At 64.3% G+C, this 20,522-nt stretch carries 17 protein-coding genes; 11 read left to right on the top strand and 6 right to left on the bottom strand.

Annotation, left to right across the window (positions count from 1 at the left end; all coding sequences use genetic code 11):
* Positions 1–101 precede the first annotated feature (101 nt).
* From ACFJGT_RS11350 to ACFJGT_RS11305, 10 genes are all read left to right on the top strand, one after another.
* Positions 102–1,592: an ABC transporter substrate-binding protein gene (locus tag ACFJGT_RS11350; protein ID WP_377848617.1), complete on the top strand. Its 1,491-nt coding sequence runs from the start codon at positions 102–104 to the stop codon at positions 1,590–1,592.
* A gap of 13 nt (positions 1,593–1,605) precedes the next feature.
* On the top strand, positions 1,606–2,550 hold the full coding sequence (locus tag ACFJGT_RS11345) for an ABC transporter permease (RefSeq protein ID WP_377848616.1): 945 nt from the start codon (positions 1,606–1,608) through the stop codon (positions 2,548–2,550).
* A complete protein-coding gene (locus ACFJGT_RS11340; protein WP_377848615.1) occupies positions 2,547–3,431 on the top strand; it encodes an ABC transporter permease in 885 nt (294 codons plus the stop codon). Before ACFJGT_RS11345 ends, ACFJGT_RS11340 begins: the two co-directional genes overlap by 4 nt.
* Positions 3,428–4,393, top strand: a complete 966-nt coding sequence (locus ACFJGT_RS11335) for an ABC transporter ATP-binding protein (RefSeq protein WP_377848614.1) — start codon at positions 3,428–3,430, stop codon at positions 4,391–4,393. The genes ACFJGT_RS11340 and ACFJGT_RS11335 overlap by 4 nt, the downstream gene beginning before the upstream one ends.
* Positions 4,390–5,268, top strand: coding sequence for an ATP-binding cassette domain-containing protein (locus tag ACFJGT_RS11330; protein WP_377848613.1), 879 nt, complete (start codon positions 4,390–4,392; stop codon positions 5,266–5,268). Before ACFJGT_RS11335 ends, ACFJGT_RS11330 begins: the two co-directional genes overlap by 4 nt.
* Positions 5,255–7,330, top strand: coding sequence for a hydantoinase/oxoprolinase family protein (locus tag ACFJGT_RS11325; RefSeq protein ID WP_377848612.1), 2,076 nt, complete (start codon positions 5,255–5,257; stop codon positions 7,328–7,330). The genes ACFJGT_RS11330 and ACFJGT_RS11325 overlap by 14 nt, the downstream gene beginning before the upstream one ends.
* Positions 7,327–9,069: a hydantoinase B/oxoprolinase family protein gene (locus ACFJGT_RS11320; protein ID WP_377848611.1), complete on the top strand. Its 1,743-nt coding sequence runs from the start codon at positions 7,327–7,329 to the stop codon at positions 9,067–9,069. Before ACFJGT_RS11325 ends, ACFJGT_RS11320 begins: the two co-directional genes overlap by 4 nt.
* Positions 9,066–9,818 carry an alanine racemase gene (locus ACFJGT_RS11315; RefSeq protein WP_377848610.1) on the top strand — a complete coding sequence of 251 codons (753 nt, stop codon included), beginning with the start codon at positions 9,066–9,068 and terminating at the stop codon, positions 9,816–9,818. The genes ACFJGT_RS11320 and ACFJGT_RS11315 overlap by 4 nt, the downstream gene beginning before the upstream one ends.
* Before the next feature lie 18 nt (positions 9,819–9,836).
* Positions 9,837–10,223: a hypothetical protein gene (locus tag ACFJGT_RS11310; RefSeq protein ID WP_377848609.1), complete on the top strand. Its 387-nt coding sequence runs from the start codon at positions 9,837–9,839 to the stop codon at positions 10,221–10,223.
* 200 nt (positions 10,224–10,423) lie between these two features.
* The gene (locus ACFJGT_RS11305; protein WP_377848608.1) at positions 10,424–10,879 is read left to right on the top strand and encodes a hypothetical protein; all 456 of its coding nucleotides are present in this window, start codon (positions 10,424–10,426) and stop codon (positions 10,877–10,879) included.
* Positions 10,880–11,037: 158 nt separating this feature from the next.
* Here ACFJGT_RS11305 and ACFJGT_RS11300 read toward each other — a convergent pair whose 3' ends face one another.
* From ACFJGT_RS11300 to ACFJGT_RS11275, 6 genes are all read right to left on the bottom strand, one after another.
* Complete coding sequence (locus tag ACFJGT_RS11300; protein WP_377848607.1) at positions 11,038–12,690, bottom strand: M20/M25/M40 family metallo-hydrolase; 1,653 nt, start codon at positions 12,688–12,690, stop codon at positions 11,038–11,040.
* Between the two features lie 245 nt (positions 12,691–12,935).
* Positions 12,936–15,161 carry a mechanosensitive ion channel family protein gene (locus tag ACFJGT_RS11295; RefSeq protein ID WP_377848606.1) on the bottom strand — a complete coding sequence of 742 codons (2,226 nt, stop codon included), beginning with the start codon at positions 15,159–15,161 and terminating at the stop codon, positions 12,936–12,938.
* Positions 15,162–15,277: 116 nt separating this feature from the next.
* On the bottom strand, positions 15,278–16,510 hold the full coding sequence (locus ACFJGT_RS11290) for an HlyD family secretion protein (protein WP_377848605.1): 1,233 nt from the start codon (positions 16,508–16,510) through the stop codon (positions 15,278–15,280).
* The gene (locus ACFJGT_RS11285; RefSeq protein ID WP_377848604.1) at positions 16,503–16,955 is read right to left on the bottom strand and encodes a hypothetical protein; all 453 of its coding nucleotides are present in this window, start codon (positions 16,953–16,955) and stop codon (positions 16,503–16,505) included. Before ACFJGT_RS11285 ends, ACFJGT_RS11290 begins: the two co-directional genes overlap by 8 nt.
* A 37-nt stretch (positions 16,956–16,992) precedes the next feature.
* Entirely contained in the window at positions 16,993–17,439 is a 447-nt protein-coding gene (locus tag ACFJGT_RS11280; RefSeq protein ID WP_377848603.1) for a hypothetical protein, read from the bottom strand.
* 77 nt (positions 17,440–17,516) lie between these two features.
* Positions 17,517–18,737 (bottom strand): alpha/beta hydrolase, encoded by a 1,221-nt coding sequence (locus tag ACFJGT_RS11275; RefSeq protein WP_377848602.1) that lies wholly within the window; start codon positions 18,735–18,737, stop codon positions 17,517–17,519.
* An 819-nt stretch (positions 18,738–19,556) separates the two neighbouring features.
* Between ACFJGT_RS11275 and ACFJGT_RS11270 the strand changes: the two genes are divergently transcribed.
* The gene (locus ACFJGT_RS11270) at positions 19,557–20,237 is read left to right on the top strand and encodes a hypothetical protein (protein ID WP_377848601.1); all 681 of its coding nucleotides are present in this window, start codon (positions 19,557–19,559) and stop codon (positions 20,235–20,237) included.
* The last annotated feature ends 285 nt before the right edge of the window (positions 20,238–20,522 follow it).

Below are 20,522 nucleotides of genomic sequence, written 5' to 3'. Positions count from 1 at the left end.
CCAAGGCATTGCCATAAAACAGGGGAAGTCCAATGCTGACCGTGCCGACAAATCGCCGTACTTTTCTCGCAGCTGCAGCAGGCGGCGCTCTTGGCGGGCTTTTGCCCGCGAGCCTGCTCCACGCCCAGCCGAACAACGGCAAGACGCTGACCATCGTCCTGCCGAGCAATCCGATCACAATCGACCCGATAAACCAGCTCAATCACGATGCCATGGTGCTCGGCCAGACCGTGTTCGAGAACCTGGTCGAATATGATCTCGACGGCGTATTGAAGCCGCAGCTTGCCAAGGCCCTGCCGACTGTATCTGCGGATGGGAAGACGTACACCTTCGAGCTGCGGGACGACGTCGTCTTCCACAACGGCAAGAAGATGACGGCGGAGGACGTGAAATACTCCTTCGACTACCTGCTCGATCCCGCCAACAAGGCGCTGCGCCGGCCGATCTTCGCCAAGATCGCCAAGGTCAGCGTCCTCGACCCGCTCACGGTCCGGGTCGAGCTCTCCGAGCCTTACGGGCAGTGGGTCTATTTTCTTACCAAGTATATGGGCATCTTCCCGGCCGGCTCGCGAAAGGAGCATGGCGACGAGTACTTCAAGCAAAGGCCTGCCGGCGTTGGGACCGGGTTCGGCGTTTTCGAGGAGTGGAAGCCGAACGACTACATCAGCTTCAAGAAGAATCCGAATTACTGGCGCAAGGGTCTCCCGGCCTGGGACCGGCTGGTCGTCAGGATGATACCGGAGGATGCGACCCGCGTCGCCTATCTGCTGACCGGGCAGGTCGATATCATCAGCGCTCCGCCGCCGCGCGAGTTCAACCGCCTGAAGACGATGCCGAACGTGACCGGCGCCTCGCGCCCGACGCTGGGCGGCTCGCTGCTGATGTTCACCAACAACCTTAAAGCGCCGTTCGACGATGTGAACTTTCGCAAGGCGCTCGCCTGCGCCACAGACCGCAAGACCATAGCCGACAAGGTCTATTACGGCCTGCTCGACCCGACCGGCGGGCTCGCGCCCCCGCGGGGCTGGTGGTACAATCCCGAGGCTGACAAGGAAATCGCCTTCGACCTGGAGCGGGCGAAGCAGTTCCTGGCCAAGTCGAAATACCCGAACGGTGCCGAGATCGACATCTCCATCCAGGCCGAGCCCTATCTGCTCGATACCAAGGATGCGGCGATCTTCCTGCAGGCTCAGCTCGCCAAGATCGGCATCAAGCTCAACCTCAAGGTCTATGAGTTCTCGGTGCTGATCCAGCAGATCGCCCGGGGTGAGCACCAGATGGCGATGCAGGTCTACATGTCGCCCGGCGAGCCGACCTATACGATCGCCAACACGGTGATGCCGGGTCAATTCCTGTCGAAGAGCACCGGCTACGACAATCCGGAGCTCAACGCGCTGATGTCGGCCGCTTTCGCCGAGACCGACGAGGCCAAGCTCAAGGACCTCTACGGGAAGATGCAGATGATCCTGGCCCGCGACGCGCCGATCGGCGTGCTCGGTTTCGTTCACGCCTCCAATCTCTGGCGTCAGGGCGTTCAGGACTTCAAGGTCAACCAAGCCCTGACGATGAGCGTCGGCGAGGTCAAGATCTGAGAGCGAGTCTGCAATGCTCCGCCTCGTCGCAGGTCGCATCCTCTCCTCGATCGGCACGCTGCTCTTCGTCGGCCTCGCGCTCTTCGCGCTGACGCGCTCCGGTCCGGGTTCTCCGGCCCGGATCGTGCTCGGGGCCGACGCGACGACCGAGCAGATCGCGCAGTTCGAGCAGTCGCATGGCCTCGACCGGCCGTTCCTGTCGCAATATGCCGCCTGGCTCGGCGACGTCATGCGCGGGGATTTCGGCAAATCCTTCGTCACCGGCCGCGACGTCGCGGCCGACATTGTGAGCGCCCTGCCGGTGACGCTGTCGATCGTGCTCTTCGCCTTCGCCTTCGCGCTGGTCTGCGGCGTCGGCATCGGTGTTCTCGCCGCGCTTAAGCCGGGCGGCGTCTTCGACCGGGTCAGCCGCTTCGCCGCGGTGCTCGGCCTGTCGATCCCGGCCTTCTGGCTCGGCATCGTCCTGATCCGCTTCCTCGCCGTCGATCTGCGCTGGCTGCCCCCCGGCGGCTATTTTCCGCTCTCGGCAGGGCTGTCGCTGCACCTGCAGAGCATCCTGATGCCCTCGGTCTCGCTCGCGGTCTACTACATCGCCGTGCTCGCAAGGATGACGCAGGCGAGCCTGCAGGAGACCTTGCGCGGCGACTATGTCCGCACCGCCCGCGCCATGGGCCTCTCCTCCCGCCAGGTCGTGTTCTACGCGCTGGTTAACGCGCTGCCGCCGGTGATCAACCTCGCCGCGCTCTCCTTCGGCTACATGTTCGGCTGGGCGCTGATCATCGAGCAGGTCTTCAACATCCCCGGCCTGTCGCGCGCGCTGCTGAACGCGATCTCGCAGCGCGACTTCCTCTTGCTGCAGGGCATCGTCTTCCTGTTCACCGCGATCTTCGTCTTCGCCAATCTTGGCGCCGACCTGATCAATCGAGTGCTCGACCCGCGCCAGAGGGCAGCGGCATGAGCAATCTGCGCAAAGCCCTTGATGGCCTCGACTGGAGCGGCTGGCTGGGGGCCGGGATCGTCGGGCTGATCGTGCTTGCCGCGATCTTCGCGCCGCTGATCGCCCCTTATGATCCGCTCGCGCTCAACATCGAGGACAGGCTGGCCGCGCCCGATGCCGCGCACTGGCTCGGCACCGATCAGGGCGGCCGCGATGTGCTGAGCCGCATCATCTTCGGCGCGCGCGCCTCACTCTTGGTCGGCATTGGCGCGGTGCTGATCGGTGCGCTGATCGGCGTCTCCGCCGGGATCGTCGCGGCCTACAAGGGCGGGTTCGGCGAGCAGATCGTGATGCGCATCGTCGACGGCGTCGCCTCGATCCCGCTGCTGGTCTGGGCGATCGCGATCGTCGGCATCCTCGGCGTGGGGCCATTGCCGCTCGGCCCGCTGCTCCTGCCCAACGAGGTCAAGATCGTCGTCCTCGTCGGCTGCCTGTTCTCGCCGGTCTTCGCCCGAGTCACCTATGCGGTGGCCAAGCGCATCGCCGGGGCCGACTATGTCCGCGCCCGCTTCCTGCAGGGCGCCTCGCACTGGCAGATCGTCATCGGCGACGTGCTGCCGAACTGCCTGTCGCCGATCATCGTGCAGGGCACGCTGCTGGTCGCGATCGGCATCGTCATCGAGGCCTCGATCAGCTTCGTCGGCCTCGGCGTGCAGCCGCCGCAACCGAGCTGGGGCACAATGCTCTCCGAGGCCCGCAGCGCGATCTATTCCGGCGAATGGTGGCTGCCGGTCTTCCCCGGCCTCGCGATCTCGCTGACAGTGATCGGCTTCAACCTGTTGGGCGATGCGGTCCGTGAGCTGTTCGATCCGCGCAGCGAAGCCCGGACGCTGGTCGCATGAGTGCCCCGCTGCTCAGCGTCGAGGGCCTGCGCGTCGGCTTCCGCTCGGCCGGTGGCGGCATCGTCGAGGCCGTCCGGGGCGTCGATTTTTCCGTCGCGCCCGGTGAAGCTGTGGGCATCGTCGGCGAGTCCGGTTCGGGCAAGAGCCTCACGATGCTCGCGGTGATGCGTCTGCTCGGCGCACCGGCGCGCGTGACAGGTGGGCGCGTGATCTTCGACGGCGAGGATCTGCTCGCCGCCGACGAGAAGCGCATGCGGGCGCTGCGCGGGCGCGACATCGCCATGGTCTTCCAGGACCCGCAGAGCTCGCTCAACCCGGCGCTGACCATCGGCCGGCAGATCACCGACGTGGTGCGTGCGCATCGCGACGTCTCGGCAGGGGAGGCGCGCCGCATCGCGGCCGAGTCGCTCGAGCGCGTCGGCATCCGGGATGCAGGCACGCGCCTCGCCTCCTACCCGCACGAATTCTCCGGCGGCATGCGCCAGCGCGCGCTGGTCGCGATGGCCATCGCCTGCCGGCCGCGCCTCCTCATCGCCGACGAGCCGACGACCGCGCTCGACGTCACCGTGCAGGCGCAGATCGTCGACCTGATCGCGGAATTGCGCCGCGAGCTCGGCCTCGCCGTCGTGTTCATCTCGCATAATCTTCAGCTCGTGGCCGAGATCGTCGACCGCGTCGTCGTCATGTATGGCGGCAAGGTCGTCGAGGACGGCCCGGTCGAGGCGATCGAGCTTGCGCCGCGCCACCCCTACACCAGCCTGTTGAAAGCCTGCGTGCCGAGCCTCACCGGTCCGGTCGGCCCGCTCACCGCGATCGAGGGCGCGCCGCCGCGGCTTGGGCGGCTGCCGGCGGGCTGCCCGTTCTCGCCGCGCTGCCCCGATGCCGCCGAGCCGTGCGCCGTCGAGATGCCGCCGCTGGTCACCGAAGCCGGGCACCGCACCGCCTGCTGGAGGCCGCGATGACCGGCCCGATCCTCTCGTTGCGCGGCGTCTCCAAATCCTTCCAGCAAGGCGGCCTGCTCGATCGTCTGCTCGGGCGCGACAGCCGGCTCGTCGCACTCGACGCTGTCAGCCTCGATGTCATGCGGGGTGACGTCGTCGGCATCGTCGGAGAGAGCGGCTCCGGCAAGTCGACTTTGGCCGGTCTCGCGGTTGGATTGGTACAGCCGACCTCCGGCGAGGTGCTGCTCGATGGCGCGCCGATGGCGGAGCTGATGCGCAACCATGCCGGGCCCTGGCGCCGGCGCGTGCAGATGGCCTTCCAGGATTCAAGCAGCGCCCTGAACCCGCGCAAGAACGTGACGCGCTGCCTCGGCGAGACACTGGCGCTGCGCGGCGTGCCCAAGGCGCAGCGCGAAAGCGAGATCGCCGTACTGCTCAGCTTGGTCGGGCTTGGTCCCGAGATCGGTCCGCGCCTGCCGCACGAGCTTTCCGGCGGCCAGCGCCAGCGCATCGGCCTGGGGCGGGCCCTGGCGATGAAGCCGGAGGTGCTGATCGCCGACGAGCCGGTCTCGGCGCTCGATGTCTCCCTGCAGGCGCAGGTGATCAACCTCTTGTCGCGCCTGACCCGCGAGCTCGGCCTGACGCTCCTCTTCATCAGCCACGACCTCGCTTTGGTGCGCACCCTGTGCAGCCGCATCGTCGTGATGCGCAAGGGCGTGATCGTCGAGGAGGGGCCCTGCCTCGACGTGCTCGACCGGCCGCAGCACCCCTACACGCAAGCCCTCATCTCGGCCGTGCCGAAGGGCCTCGCCGGTCGGCGCACGCCGCTGCCGCGACGGGCCCCGGATGGCGCAGCGATCCCAGAAACCCGGGAAGGCATTCATGGCGCAGCATAGCTACCGGATCGGCATCGACATCGGCGGCACCTTCACAGATGTCGTGGTGGCGCGCAATGACGGGCTGATCGAGACCCGCAAAGTGCCCTCGACGCCGGACGATTACAGTCGCGGCATTGCGCAGGCGCTGAAGGCGCTGATCGAGGATTACCAGACCACGCCGGACCGGATTATCGGCATCGTCCATGCGACCACGGTCGCGACCAATGCCATCCTCGAATATAAAGGCGCCCGTACCGGGCTTTTGACCACCGAGGGCTTTCGCGACGTGCTCGAGATGCGCCGCCTGCGCATCCCGGTGCTCTACGATCTGCAATACGACAAGCCAAAGCCGCTCGCGGCCAGGCATTTGCGCTTGGAGGCGCGTGAGAGGCTCGCCGCCGACGGTTCGGTGCGGATTCCGCTCTCGAAAGAGGACGTCGTCGCGGCGGCGCGGCGCTTTCGCGAGGAGGATGTCGAGGCGGTCGCGATCAGCTTCCTGCATGCCTATGCCAATCCCCGGCATGAGATCGAGGCTGAAGACATCCTACGCGCCGAGCTCGGCGAGGGCGTCTATATCTGCCGCGGCTCGGAAATCCTGCCCGAGATCCGCGAATACGAGCGCACCTCGACCGTGGTGGTGAATGCCTATATCGGCCCGGTCGTGCGCAGCTATGCGAGCGCCCTGACGGCGCGGCTCGCTTCGATCGGTGTCACCTGCCAGGTCGAGATGATGCATTCCGGCGGCGGCATCATGCGGCTCGGCTCGGCCGTGAAGCGCGCCGCCTCGCTGGTCGAATCCGGTCCCGCCGCCGGCGTCATCGCCTGCGCACGACTGGTCTCGGGGAGCGACGAGCCCAGCATCATCTCCTTCGACATGGGTGGGACCACCGCCAAGGCGGCGCTGATCGAGCACGGCGAGCCGGCCCGCACCACCGAGTACGAGGTCGGGGCCGGCATCAATCTGTCGAGCAAGCTGGTCAAGGGCGGCGGCTATCCGATCAAGATGCCCTTCATCGATGTCTCCGAGATCGGGGCAGGCGGTGGCAGCATCGTCGCCATCGACAGGATGAACCAGGTCTCGGTCGGCCCGCAGAGCGCCGGCGCTTGGCCCGGCCCGGTCTGCTACGGGCTCGGTGGACAGCAGGCGACGCTGACCGACGCCTTCCTGACGCTCGGCTACATCAACGATATCGCGCTCGCAGGCGGCAGCTTTCCGCTCAAGGCCGATGCCGGCCGAGCCGCGCTGAACGATCAGGTCGCGCGCCCGCTCGGCCTCGACCTGACGCAGACGGCGCGCGGCGTGCTGATGCTGGCGGTCACGACGATGACGCGGGCGGTCAAGGCGGTCTCGACCTATCGTGGCCGCGATCCGCGCCAGGCGACTTTGGTCGCCTTCGGCGGCAATGGCCCGGTGGTCGCGGCCGAAGTCGCGAGCGCACTCGGCATCCGCCGCGTCATCGTCCCGCGTGCCGCCGGCGTCTTCAGTGCGCTCGGCCTGCTGCGCTCGGATGTCGAGCAGGAGTTCGTGCGGCCGTCGCGGCGGCGGGCGGGAGAGCTGGACGATGCGGGGCTGGGAGAGCTCTTCGGCGAGCTCGGCACGGATGCAAACCGCATCCTCGGGCTCGAAGGCTATCATCTCGCGCAGGCCGAATTCCGCTATGCCGCCGATCTCCGCTATGTCGGCCAGGCCTATGAGCTCACCGTACCGGCCAGGCGCTTCGACATCGCGGAACTCAACGAGCTGTTCCACCTCGAGCACGAGCGCACTTATGGCCATCGCTCGCAGAAGGACGCGGTCCATCTCGTCAACGCCCGTCTGACGGTGCGCCTGCCGCTCGTCGCTCCGCGCCACCAGTTCGCGGCGGAGGCGCCGATGCGGCGCGCTGACCGGCCGGTCTCTTTCAACGCCAGCGCGGCCACAGCCTCGATCGCCGTGATCAGCCGTGCAGATCTCGACAGTACCGCAAGGCGCGGCCCCTTCGTCGTCGAGGAGTACGACTGCACCTGCGTCGTCGGGCCTGGCCAGAGCGCAAGGCTCGACGAGGCCGGCAATATCGACATTGCCCTGGAGGCCGCATGAGCATGCGCGAGATCGACCCGATCACCCTGGAGGTGATCCGCAACGCGCTCGCCTCGACCGCGGACGAGATGGCGCTGATCGTGATGCGCTCGGCCTATTCGCCTGTGGTGCGCGACATCATGGATTACTCGACCGCGCTCTGCGATGCGAAGGGCAGGGTGATCGCGCAGGGCCTGACCCTGCCGATCCAGCTTTGTTCCTTCCCCCGCATCATGGGCTTTGTCAGGGAGCGCTATGGCGACGGGCTGAGGCAGGGCGACATCCTGATCGCCAACGATCCCTATGGTTCCGGTGGCCAGCACCTGCCGGACATATACATTCTGAAGCCGATATTCGTCGCCGGTCGGCTCTCGGGCTTTGCCGCAACCGTCGCGCATCACACCGATCTCGGTGGCATCGTGCCCGGTTCGGTCGCGATCTACGCCACCGAGATCCAGCAGGAAGGCCTGCGCATCCCGCTGCTCAAGCTCTATGAGGCCGGCGAGGCGGTCGACTCGGTCTTCCGCATCATCGAGGCCAACACACGTTCGCCAGTCGAGGTGCTCGGCGATATCCGCGCCCAGATCGCTGCCTGCAATGTTGCGGAGGAGGGGTTGAAGACGCTGATCGGCCGTTATGGCACGGAGGAACTCGACGCCTATATCGACGCGCTGCACGACCATGCCGAGGCGATGATGCGCGACGTGATCCGCGCTTTGCCCAACGGCGTCTACCGCGCCACCGACTATATCGACGGCGTCGGCGAGGACCCCGAGCCGCTGCCGATCGTCGCGACCGTCACTGTTGCCGACGACACGATCGATATCGATTTTACCGGCACGGCCGGGCAGGTCGCGGCCTCGATCAACTGCCCGATCTCGCTGCCGGAATCGGCTTCCTTCTGCGCGATCCGCTGCCTGTCGCAGCAGGACATTCCCAATTGCGAGGGCTATCTGCGGCCGATCACGGTCCGTGCGCCCGAGGGCTGCCTGGTCAATCCGTGCTATCCGGCGGCCTGCGGCGCGCGCGGCGTCGTCGGCTATCGCGTCTTCGACGCGATCATGCAGGCGCTGGCGCAGATCGTGCCCGAACGTGCGATGGGCGGCTCGGAGGGCGGGCCCTATCTGCTGGCCGCCGGCGGCACTCATGAGGGGCGGCCCTTCGTGCTCAACGAGATGGTGGTCGGCACCTGGGGCGCGCGCGCCGGCAAGGACGGCATCGAGGGCATTTCTAACCCAGCCGCAAATCTCTCCAACCAGCCGGTCGAGATGATCGAGGCAGATATGCCGGTCGAGGTGCTGCGCTATGGCCTCCTGCCCGATACGGGAGGGCCGGGCGAATTCCGAGGCGGGCTCTCCCTCATCCGCGAATTCCGCTTCCTGGCGCCGGTCCGTTTCGTGCTGCGTGGCGATCGGCGCGATCATCCGCCCTTCGGTTTCGAGGGCGGCAGCCGCGGCGCGCCCTCGGCTCACATCCTGATCCGGGCCGATGGAACCCAGCGGCAACTGCCAACCATGCCGATGGAGAGTTTCGCGGCCCAGGCCGGAGACGTTTTCCGTCTCATCGCAGCAGGCGGCGGTGGCTATGGCGATGCGCTGAAACGCGATCCGGTCCGCGTCGCCAACGATCTGCGCGAGGGCAAGGTCACGGTGGCGGGGGCCGCGCGTGACTATGGCGTGGTCTTTGATGCCGCCGGCGTGAGTGTCGATCAGGCCGCCACGACACGTCGACGCGCCGAGCTTGCGGGAGCCAGATCATGAATGCGCCCCTGTTCGGAGCGGCCGCGCTCAACCAGAAGCTCGTCGGCGAGCCCGCTAGCCGGGCGTTGCTGGAAACGCCGGCCGCTGTGCTCGATCTCGATCTATTCGAGCACAACATCGCGCTGATGGCGGAAACCTGCCGCAAGGCGGGGCTAAATCTCAGACCTCATGCAAAATCGCATAAATGCGCCGAGATCACACGCCGGCAGATCGCGGCCGGTGCCCTGGGCAACTGCTGCGCCAAGCCCGGCGAACTGCTGGCGCTGTTCGAGGGCGGTGTCCGCGACCTCTTGCTCAGCGCCCCGATCGCCAGCCCCGTGAAGATCGAAGCGCTGGCGCGCGCTGCCGCGGCCGGTGGGCGCATCGGCGTCGTGGTCGACCGGGCCGATCTTGCGACCGCCTATGCCGAGGCGGCGCGGCGGCACGGCACCGTCTTAGACGTTTTCGTCGATCTCGATGTTGGGTTGAAGCGCAGCGGCGTCGCAACGCCGGGTGAAGCGGTCGAACTGGCGAGGCTCGTTTCGGGGCTGGCCGGCCTCCGCTACCGCGGCGTCCAGGCTTATCAGGGCCGCGTCCAGCATATCGACGATTTCGCTGCGCGCCGGGCTGCCAACCAGGAGATGGGCCGGCTGCTCGCATCCATGCTCGACGCACTGCGCGAGGCCGGACTGGCGCCGGAGATCGTGTCGGGGGGTGGCACCGGCAGCCATCTCCTCGACGGTGAGGATCGCCTGCTGACCGAGATTTAGGCCGGTTCCTACGTCTTCATGGACGAGGCCTATGACAGCGTCGACATGCATGGCCGCGGCGGGCCTGAGTTCAGCCCGGCGCTGCGCATCGCCGTCACGGTGATTGGCCATAGCTCGCTCGGCTTTGCCATCACGGATGGCGGCAGCAAGAGCTTCGCGCTGGACGGCCCGCCGCCGCGCGTCTTCCTGAACAACGAGCTGGTCGGTCGCATCGAATGGTGCGGCGATGAATTCGGCCGCATCCTTCCGTTGAAAGGGCAATCCGCGTTGCCGATAGGAGCGGTGGTTGAGTGCACAGTTCCCCACTGCGATCCCACCATCAACCTGCACGACTTCCTGCACGTGGTCCGGGGCAAGCAGCTTGTGGCGCTATGGCAGGTAGAGGCTCGGGGACGCGCCGACTAAGGGGCGACTGGGGTAATTTCCGAAGCGCGGAGGGCGCCAGGAGCGGACTCTCGATCTACGCCCAAAAGGAGACGTACGAAGGCCGCCTGGGCTATGCCGGAAGCGCCCCACGACCGGTATGATAGGAATTGGTCCCTGCCACTGCGAACAGTGTATCAATTCGCGAAACTCAGCTAGTGCAGTCTTGCAAGATCGACAAAATGGATGGCCTGCAGAACTTGTCGCTTAAGCAATCTTCGAGCATCTTACCCGTGAATGTCTTTTCGCGAGCGGCGATTGCAGCGGACCTTTCGTGGGTGCCGGATATGGCTGCTCTTGAGGGACCTCCAGTCACCGCTGAATCCTTTGTGCAGGCTTATCTGGCTGATCCAAGCACATGGCATTGGTCCACGGATATGCTGAACGATCCACGCGAGATCGTATTAAGGCGGGTTCTGGCGATTATCGCGCAGGCGCGACTGCCTGATCACCAACTGGCACTTGGTCAACTCGGCGCGGGGCCGCTGGAAGATTTGATGTCCGACGCCCTGCTCGACGATTTGCGCGCTTGGATGCCCTTCACTGCCGAGATGCGCTACGCACTTGGCAATGTTCGAATGAATGTCGAGCCGCCTGCCTTGCAGCATCGGCTGAAAGCAATGTTGCTTTATCGCTGAAGGCTTCCCGCCCAAGCCAAAGATAGACGGAGTTGGCTGCGAGCCGTCAGCCGCGCGCCAAAAGTCGAACTTGGCGCCTCTGCTGGAAGCCGATGCTAGCGGCCTCGAAGAAAAGGCGTGCGGCCCGCCCAGGAACGGACCTTCGCCATAGCGATAAGTTAGCCGAGGAATCGTTTGGCGATCTCCCGGATCAGATTCGGGAGATCCTCAAAGGCATAGGGCATATGCACACGTTCGAGCCTTTGATGAAATTCCCGCCCCCAGGGTCCGATGTTCACGACTGGAAACGAGAGTGCATTCCCGGACGCTTTGTCGACGAGCTCGCTAGCAGGCGTGTTAGCCGAGATATAGGCGCCATCCGCATCAGAAGCGCGATGGCCGAAGAAGCTCATGTCCGAAATGCCAGTAAAGTATTCTCGATAGCGCAGAGGCGTGCCGCCGGCTTTCTCATGAGCAATGCGAGCGCCATCAATGGCGTCCGCGAAATCGGAGCCCCGTTCCGATCTCGACATGTGGGTTGACGGGTAGACGAGACTGCTGAAGCCATAGACGACTGCAGGACCGCTCAAGCCGGCTTCCGTAACCATCGCGTCGACGAGTATGCGCGTCTTGGCCAAGGGGTCGTCGAGGCTGCGCAATTGCAGCTCGACCACGCTCAACCTGGCGACCGCGTCGGACCCGCCGACCCTTTCCAAAAGCTCTCTGAGTTCCGCAACTGAGATGAGCGAGGCAGGCGCCACTGGCGCTGTTTGGGTTATGCCCAGCATCGTGGCATAGCTGCGAGCATGATGGTTGAACTGGTCAACGGCAGCGTTCGTGGCGGTTCGGACGACCCTCTCGAACCGGGCAAGGAGATCCCGGGCCGTCCAGTTATGGGAAAGCCAGTTGAAGGCGATCCAGACACGCTCCGGTGTGGTGACCTCATAACCACCGCGCATGTCCTTAGCTTCGAGGCAGATCGGCGGCGGCGAGATTTCCCCGGCTGCCGTGTCGCACAGCGCCGGGTTCGCCTCCACCGCCTTGGTTATCTCGGATGCCATCAGCTGCGCGCTGATGCCTTCAAAAGGATAACTCGCATGCGAGGAGTGCCCAATAGCTAGAGCAAATGGCAGTACCTTGCCGATCGTGCCGCGATAGATAGCGCGGCCCTCAGAGCCATCTCCTTGATCGCTCGTCGCATCGAGATTGATGCCCGCGTCAATCTCCACCCCGAGCTCGGCTGCTATAGCCGGCAGCGCGTTCCGGAGGCTGCGCATTCCCCGCGAGCCGCGTTCCTCGTCCGGGGTGGCAATCAGAATGAGATTGCCAGACCGCTCCGGATCAACGGCAAAGTCCTCGAGAACGGTGATACCCGCGGCGATACCGCTTTTCATGTCGAGCAAGCCGCGGCCCGGCAAGAACTCGCCACTTTTGAAATCCTCCAGCGCGCGTCGCTCGCCTTCATTGAGCTGCCTGCTTTGGAGATCGGCGATCAGCGCGACGAGCAGTTCGTTGGGCTTGAATGCCAGCGGAGCGAGTTCCCGATAGTTTTTGATTGAGACAACGTCGAAATGCCCCGCCATCGCTAGGGCGCGCTTCCCCTTGCCGCGCACGATCGCGACGACGCTATGTGTCATCGGATCGCCATGGCTTTCGATGAGACGTACGTGGTCCGGATGATCGCGAAAATAGGGAATTTCGCGAAGCAGCCCGGCCAGTCGGTCGCCGAAATCGGCCTCGCCAGCAGAACCCGTCTCGCTTCCCCATTCCACCAGGCGACAGGACAGCTCCCGTGCGCGCGGCGCTGGATCCCAATTCGGTCGGGGGCTCATTCACACGCTCCAGAGTTGCTAAACGCACACGGCATATGCAGCCACGTGGCAGGCGGAAACAATGCGCGGAGATGCATTTCCACGCATCAGGCTGCCCGGTGTCTTGCTGAAAAATGGCGCCCTTCTCGCGCACCTAGTTTAGTCCGCGCGCGGTTCCTCGAGCCCGTAAATGGTCGGACCCTCCCCGGGCGCTTCGCTGATGCGCCGCGCGGATTGAGCTAGGCGTAGGGGGCCAGCTGAAGCGATCATGATACAGGCCCCTCAGCGAGTGCTGCGTCGGCCCGGGAACGTGATTGTACGGCGCTCGCTGCGGCGGCCGCCGCTGTATCGGATCCTGACGCCAAGGTCTGCACTGCCACCATGGAATCAGCGAAATCGATTCCGACTTCAGCGAATTTCGTGACCATCTTCTTCACAGCGACGCGCTGGATGTAACTGGGTTGCACAGGACGAACCGTGAATTTGAAGCGGACGAGGAGGGCATTATCGAGGATGTCGGCGACGCCCTGCATGCGTAGGGGGGCGAAGAATTCGTCCTTAAACTCTGGGTCCTCCTGCATCTCATCGCCGATCTTCTTCACGGTCTTGCGCAGTTTTTCGAGATCAGTGTCGCGCTTGAACCGCAGGTTGAACTTCACAGTCGACCAGTCGCGACTGAAATTAGTGATCTGCCCGAGTTGCCCAAAGGGGATGGTATGAACCTGCCCGTTCTGATGGCGCAGGCGGATTGAGCGAAGCGTGAAGCCCTCAACCGATCCCTTTGCCTTTCCGCAATCGATGTATTCGCCGACCCGGAAGGCATCGTCGCTAAGATAGAAGACGCCTGAAACGATATCGCGGACGAGGGCCTGGCTGCCGAACGAGATGGCGAGACCGAAGACCGAGGCGCCCGCCAGCAGCGGGCCGATGTTCACGCCCAGTTCCGACAGCACGATAAGCAAGGCGAGCACGCTGATCGTGACCGCAAGAACAACGCGCAGCAGCGGAAGCACGGTGGCAAGTCGCGAGCTGCCGACATTGGCTTCCTCCCCCGCATGTGGTCCCGCGCTTGCCACCGCGGGAGCATGGCGCCGCGTGACGAAGTCGATGAACTGCCAGGCGACGAAGGCCAGGAACATCGTAATGCCGGTTGCCAGCGACGTACGAGCCAGTGTCCGCCATTCATCCCGATCCACGAGTGCCAGGACATCGACGATCCAGCTTTGCGCCACGATCGTAACCACGCCGATCAGAATCGCGACGCGGATGCAGCGCAGCACCACGTCAAGCATTCGCCGCGGCGGCGGCGTCGATGAAGGCAGGGAGTGCTCCGTTGCAGCAGGCGCTTCCACGTCGGGACGCGAGAGATACCGACCGAGTGTCTGCAGGGCGATCACCGCGATAAGCGCGTTCAGCGTCAGCAGGACGGCATTGGGCACGGAATAGCGGATGCTGATGGCGCCGTAGATCTGGGTCAACCCCAAGAAAACGAAGAGTGGAACCGCCACATAAAGCCAGTTCTGGCCGAGGAGGCGCCCAAAGCCCCGCTCGTTCCGGTTCTGCGATAGGGCGGCGAACCAACGCGCCATCGGCGCCCGCGATGCCGCCGCTGCTGCGATGGCCACGCTCACCCCGATCGTCGAGGCGAGGAGCTGGCCGGCGGCGACGACGTCCGGCGGAGCCTGCGTCGCCATCAGCAGACGGATCACCATGCGCAGCGAGCCGATCGCCAGGATCAGCAGTGAAATCCGGCGGCAGACCGCCGCCGCGCCCTCGTCATCCATGTCGGCGAGGCGGGCGCCGGATAGTCCGGGGCGCAGGACGACGCGGAACAGCAGCATATATAGGCGCCAAGCGAAAATGCCCGCGAGGATCGCGGCAGCCAGTTTGTCCTGGCCACTCGCGCGGGAAAACCAGAGTCCGATGGCACCGTAGCTCACGAGCCAAACCGCGCCGATTGCCAAGGCATCGATCGCCAGAAGGACGCCGAGAGGGATCATTGCGGTAAGACCGCGGTGCCCTGCCGCTTGAGCGCTCAGTCGCTGTCGGAGCGTTCCGAAGACAGCCCAAATTCCGCGTTCGGCGCCGAGCGCCGCCAGCGCCGAGCCGAGCAGTAAGGCCATGAAGGCGGACAGGCTGCGTCCAGCGCCTGCCTCCCTGATCAGCGACGGGAGCTCAATCAGTCGCCGTATCAGATCGGGAAACGCCGCGAACGCCTGCCGACTGCGCATGACGAATTCGCCTACGCGGGCCTCGATATCATCACCCGGAACAGCGGCCGGCTCGGCGAGCGGGACAGCGGCGCCCTTCTCTGCCTGGCGGGCGTCCAACTTCCGAACGACGGCGTCGCCGATCGCTTCGACCAGGGCGTCGAACTGCTCCTTGCTGATGCCGGCTGGAGGTTCAAGCGCCTGAGCGGAAGCAGGGAGCGCAGACCCTGCGACCGCGCACAGCAGGAAGCCGCAATAGAACCACATAGCCGCGGTCGACATGCCCCCTCTCGTTGACCGGCGACGGGGGTGCCCACGCGACACAAGTCGATCACTGCCCATCGGTCTCCAACCCTCGCTGCGCCTCTTTCGTCCCGAGCGGCTACTGCCGCTGGCCCTCAGTGCCCGCTGAAGACGAGGGTCTTGACCGGCAGGACGAGCGCCTGGATGCGCAGCAGCATGGCATGGACCAACCCGGTCGCATCGACGGCGTGCAAGGCGATGCGGCGCATGGTGCCGGTCTCCTTCGCCGCGATGATGTCGTGGTTGTTGCTATAGGCGTTGGCAATGCAGCTGCTGCCGGGCGTCACACCGTCGAGCCCGCCCTGGTAGAGCGGCTCGAGGAAGGTGAGGATCGTTCCCGGCCGGACCACCTGCTGCGCGTCGATCAGTTGCTCGCCGCTCCGGAGCTGGCCGGCGGCGATGAAGTCCTGCACGCCCGTCACCACCATCGGGATGACCTCCCAGGGCTTCGAGATGCAGGTCACCTCGGCGACCATGCCGACCTTGATCACCTGCGCCTCGATCTGGCCGAAGCCGGCCTGCATCCTGCCCCTTCCCGCTTCTTCCGGGATGATGATTCCGGCCGGGCGCATGAAGGGGTTGACGACATCGCCGACCCGGAGCGTGAACTGCTCGACATGCCCGGTGAAGCCGGCCCGCACCACGGTCTTGCCCCATTCCACCTCGGCCTGGGCCAAGGCCGCCTGGGCGCTCGCGCGCTCGGCCGGCAGCAGCGTCACGATCTTGGTCTGGGCGGCGGCCTGCGAAGCCGTCGCAGACGCAACCGCGGCCTCGCGCCCGGCCACGATGTTTTCGAGCCGCTCGAGTTCGCGGGTGGCGACGACATTCTCATTGCGTTGCCTGAGCTCGTGCTTGGTCTGCAATTCGTCGAGCGCCTGCTGCAGCGCGCTCCTCGCCTCCTGGATCTTGCCGTCAAAAGCGAGAATATCGGCCTTCGCGACCGCCAGCGTCGCGTCGACTTCGGCGATCTTGCGCCGCGCAGCCTCGACGGCGGCCTCCTGGCTCCTGCCGTCGAGCGTGAAGATCGGCGCGCCCTTTTCGACTTTCCCGCTGAAGCTGACGTGAACCTGCGCGACGCGGCCATTGATCTCCGGCACGATCGGGACCGTCCGGAAGAAGACCGTGGCGCTCGTGGTGGAGGGGTGGTTGTAGAAGATCACCGTGATCAGGCCGACCGTCAGCATCACGCAGGTAACGAGACCCCAGCGCAGCTCGAACCAGACCGAGTAGAGCGTGAGCTCGCGGCCGAACCGTTTGCCCTGGCGGTAGCGACGATAAAGATAGTCGGGAAGGAGGGTGAAGAGCGCGCAGACGAGAAGCTCAAGCATGATGCTTCTCCTCGACGCTGGCGCCCGCATATGGCGCAATCCCGTCCTGCCCGGGGACGGCAGTCTCCGCGTCCGATGCCGCGTCGCCGCCGCTACCTGGCGCGATGCCGGCCATCTTCTCGAGAGATCCGGCCATCCGGCCGAACATCCCCGGAATGTCGGGCAGGTCGATCAGGGCGAGCAGCAGCCCGGCGACCCAGAAGGCATGGATATGCGTGAAGAGCGCGAGCAAGCCGAGAACGGCGACGATCTCGAACTGGATCTTGTGTGTCTTGTGCGCCATGCGCTCGGGCAAGGTGTGCAGGCGCAGGAAAAGCAGCCCGATGCCCAGAACCGCTCCGATGAGGATGATCGCGGCGACCACCATCAGGTAGTCCGTTCCCCCCGGCGCGGTGACGAAGCTCGGCAGGTGATGAGTTGCGACGGGGTTCACGGCAGCATTCATGACGACATCCCTTGCTTTGGCAGTCTTTTGGGCAGGACTACTGCTTGAACCCGATCAAGACCCCGTCGGCGCCCAACGACAGTTGCAGACCCCTTCTCTGCGTCGCGAGTCGCATCACCACGCCCTTGGCATTGCGCAGCCAAAGCGTGCCGCGGCCTTGGCCACCGATCGCCCAGCCCTCGCGGATCTGGACATAGGCGCCGGCGATGTCCTGGACCTGGTTCAGGCCATAGACCGAGCCGGTCGCCGTCAGCCGCGACGCGCCGATGCCGCCGATGCCGAGGCCGCCAACGGTGATGTCGTAGCTGCGGTTGCGGAAGCGGAGCGTACCGCCGCCGATCGCCCCGGAGCCGATAAAGGCGACCTGGAGCTGCTTGATGCGAACGGTGGCGCTGGGCGGCCCAGAAGGACGCATCTGCGCCACAGCCGATCCCGTTAAGAGCACACAACCTGCCAGGAAGGCGATAACTGCTTTGATCATCACGAAATCTCTCCTGGTAAGAATCTGAGCCGAAAATTCCGTGAAGATACCAACCCCCGAGGGCCGGTCAGATGGTTCCGTTAACGGCCAGCTATGATCTTGATCGGAGCACCGAGGATCATGACAGGCAACGAAACCAGCGCGCCAACCGTCTCACCGACGGCATTCTGTGCCGGGGTTAAACGGTCCGCGCCGCCGGAGACGCCCTTTTCGAGCACGGCTGACAGTTGGGGAGCGATTTCGGCGAGTTGGGCAAATTTGCCGTGGTTTGAGGAATCAGTCGCCGCCACATCGGTGAGATCGATGACGACCGCTCCTAGCGCGGCCAATTCTTCAGTGTCACCATCGGCACCGAGCCGATTACCTCCGCCGGCGATGAAGCTGGAGGCCCGTAAGGCCTGATCATCCTTGGACAGCACGATGTAGAACGGTTTGCGTGGTTTTCCGAAACGGCGCATCTGCGACTTGAAGACATCGATGTCGATGTCGGGGGCCGCAAGGAAGATCGACCCCAATTTGCCTGCTTGCGGCAACTGACCAGCGATTTTGATCTGTCGGAGTGCCTCGACGGTCACCCAATTGCCCATTGAATGCGCGAGGATGTTTACCTGCTCGGCGTCGCTCGCGAAGAGCAGACGGATCGTACGTTCGAGGTCGTCGCGAGCCGTTGTCGCGCTGTTGTTGTCGTAGACATATTGTGTGATCTGGCCCCGTGACGCCCACGTAAAGAGTACCGGCACAGCGGGCGATTTGGAGTCATGGACGACCTGCCCAAAACGATAAAGACCCTCGGCAAACATTGTATTGTAGCCGTGGATGAACAGCAGCACTTTGCGGCTGCCGCGCGGACGCGCCGCGAGTTGCGCATTGAGCGACCTGACGAACTCCTTCTCACCATCGAGATAGGCGGCCTGCCGGACGACGAAGTCGGTCCGCGGGTTCCCAGGAGCGGTTGATGCCCATTCGATCTCGCCGGCCTTGTGCTTCTCGGGAACCGATATCTCGATCTTGGCGTAGTCGAGCGGCTTTGCCCGCTCACCATTGAACAGCGTGCCTGGTCTATCGTCGCGCTTTCGCGTCGTCGCGACCAGGAGAGTATGAGCGGTTGCGCCGGTGGCGATTTCGGCGACCGGACTAAGGAACCCTGCCTCTGGCCGCGAGGCGCATGCCGCGGAGAATAGAGCTGCAACCAGAGCGCCACAAAGGAAAAGGCGGCGGCGTAATGCCCCTCCGTCCGCGATAGTAGGAACGACGACACGCGCCACACCGACATTCATTTTGACCTGGTGAGTCCAGCTCATGTTGCCGGGTTCTCGCTCTTGGCGTCAGGCCGGAGCGTGCTCGGATCCAACGGATCGAAAATCATGCGAGGCGCTCACATCCGGCTTTGCGTTCCGCACAGTCATCCATCGGTTGCGAAATGGGAAGTGGTTTAAGGTAGCATATGTCTTCCGGCCTCGAATCGACGAGGAAGAGGAAGCTCCCTCTCAACACGGCCGCTGCAGCGCGGCGTGATCCTCATCGCGGGCAAAGAGGTCGGTTTAGAGCCTAACCTCAGTCTGAAGGTGACCCGAACTCGGCAAGCTCTTGCTGGCGATCGATCTGGCCTCAATCGCTTTCTTTGAAACATGACTTACACGGGTCTCGTTTCGAGTGCGGCATCCCCAGCTCCGCGCAAATCTGACCGTCCGCACCACCTCAGACTCGTCCAAAGGTTTCACGTCGGAAGCGATAGGGGCGGCACCTATCGGCCAAGGCACTCTGCGCGACATCTAGAAGCTATCCGAAGTGGCAAATTATGTAGACGCCCTTCAGCCCAACAAGCGTTTACGCCGCGGCCAAATTTTTCCTTACGTCAGACGAAATTAAGAGTAGCCTCTTTGGAAGATCTCGAGAGCCGAAGGAGGCACGCATGAAAACGATAGTTGTTGCGGTCGGCCTGATGGGCAGTTCAATGCTCCTTTTTCCCACTGAGGCGAATGCCGTGGTCTGCGCGCGGGGCGTCGTTCGCGCCGGCTGCGTCGCCGCTGGCGGCGCGGTTGTGGTCAGGCGCCCGGTAGCCGTCGCGCCCAGGGCTGTAGTAGTTGCGCCGCGCCCGGTGGTCGTGGCGCCGAGGGCAGTTGTGGTCGCGCCGCGCCCTGTGGTCGTCGCGCCTGGACGCGCAGTGGTTCGGCGGCCCGTTCGCTATTGAAAGCTATTTGCTGGTGCGGAGTATTGCTATGCTGAAATATCTGGGCGTTATCGTCGTACTAGCGCTGGGAATTGCATTAGCCAGCTGCGCGTCGACCCCGGTCGTTACCAATCAAACCGTCATCGTCGCGGGCGTTGGGCCAGTTGAAGTCGAACAAATGAACGTCGACATCGTCGACGTGGAGCCATCGGAGCGAATTGTGCGCGTCCGACAGGGCCGCAATACCTGGCAAGTTGCAGTGCCCGAAGTGTTTGGCAATCTACAGAACATCCATGCTGGCGATAGAGTCGAAATTCGACGCGTCGAAGGGGCGGTCCTCGGGGCTCGTCGGGCTCGAAAGGGCGCAGAGCCAAGTATCATCTATTCGGAGGCGGCGACCGACCCGTTATTTCAGAATGTCCCTGAGAAATGGGTCGTGCGGTCGCTCACTTTGACCGCTAGATTTGAGAAATTCGATCCTACAACTCGCGTCGTCAGTTATGTCGGTCCGGCCGGGCCTCGGACAGTTAGCGTTGTTGATCCCGCGATCCAAAGCGATCTTCGGCGTCTCAGACGCGGCGATATGGTGGAGCTCACCTTCGCTGAAGCGTTCTTTATACAGAAGCTTTGAGTGAGGTCCCGTGTCGTCATGAGTTTGCGGATGGTGCGCGTCACATTTTATTCGAGCTGATCACTCCAAGTTGCCCTGTGCTGGCCATCAAACGTTGCATTGCCAGAGGGCTCCGCAACTCGCCATGGACGTCTCCCCGGCGCCGATGACCTCTGTCGATTTTTGCCCCCCCGACGACAATTTTTACCGCGCGGTGAGCTTGTATTAGTAGGCCTTTGGGATGGCATCGAGCGCCACGAGGTCCGAAGCGTCAAATGGAAGTCGGCCAGCGTCTGAAGATTGGGG

This window comes from Allobosea sp. UC22_33 (assembly GCF_042700715.1).
Taxonomy (GTDB): Bacteria; Pseudomonadota; Alphaproteobacteria; order Rhizobiales; family Beijerinckiaceae; genus Allobosea.
This window is presented reverse-complemented; position numbering and strand designations above follow the sequence as displayed.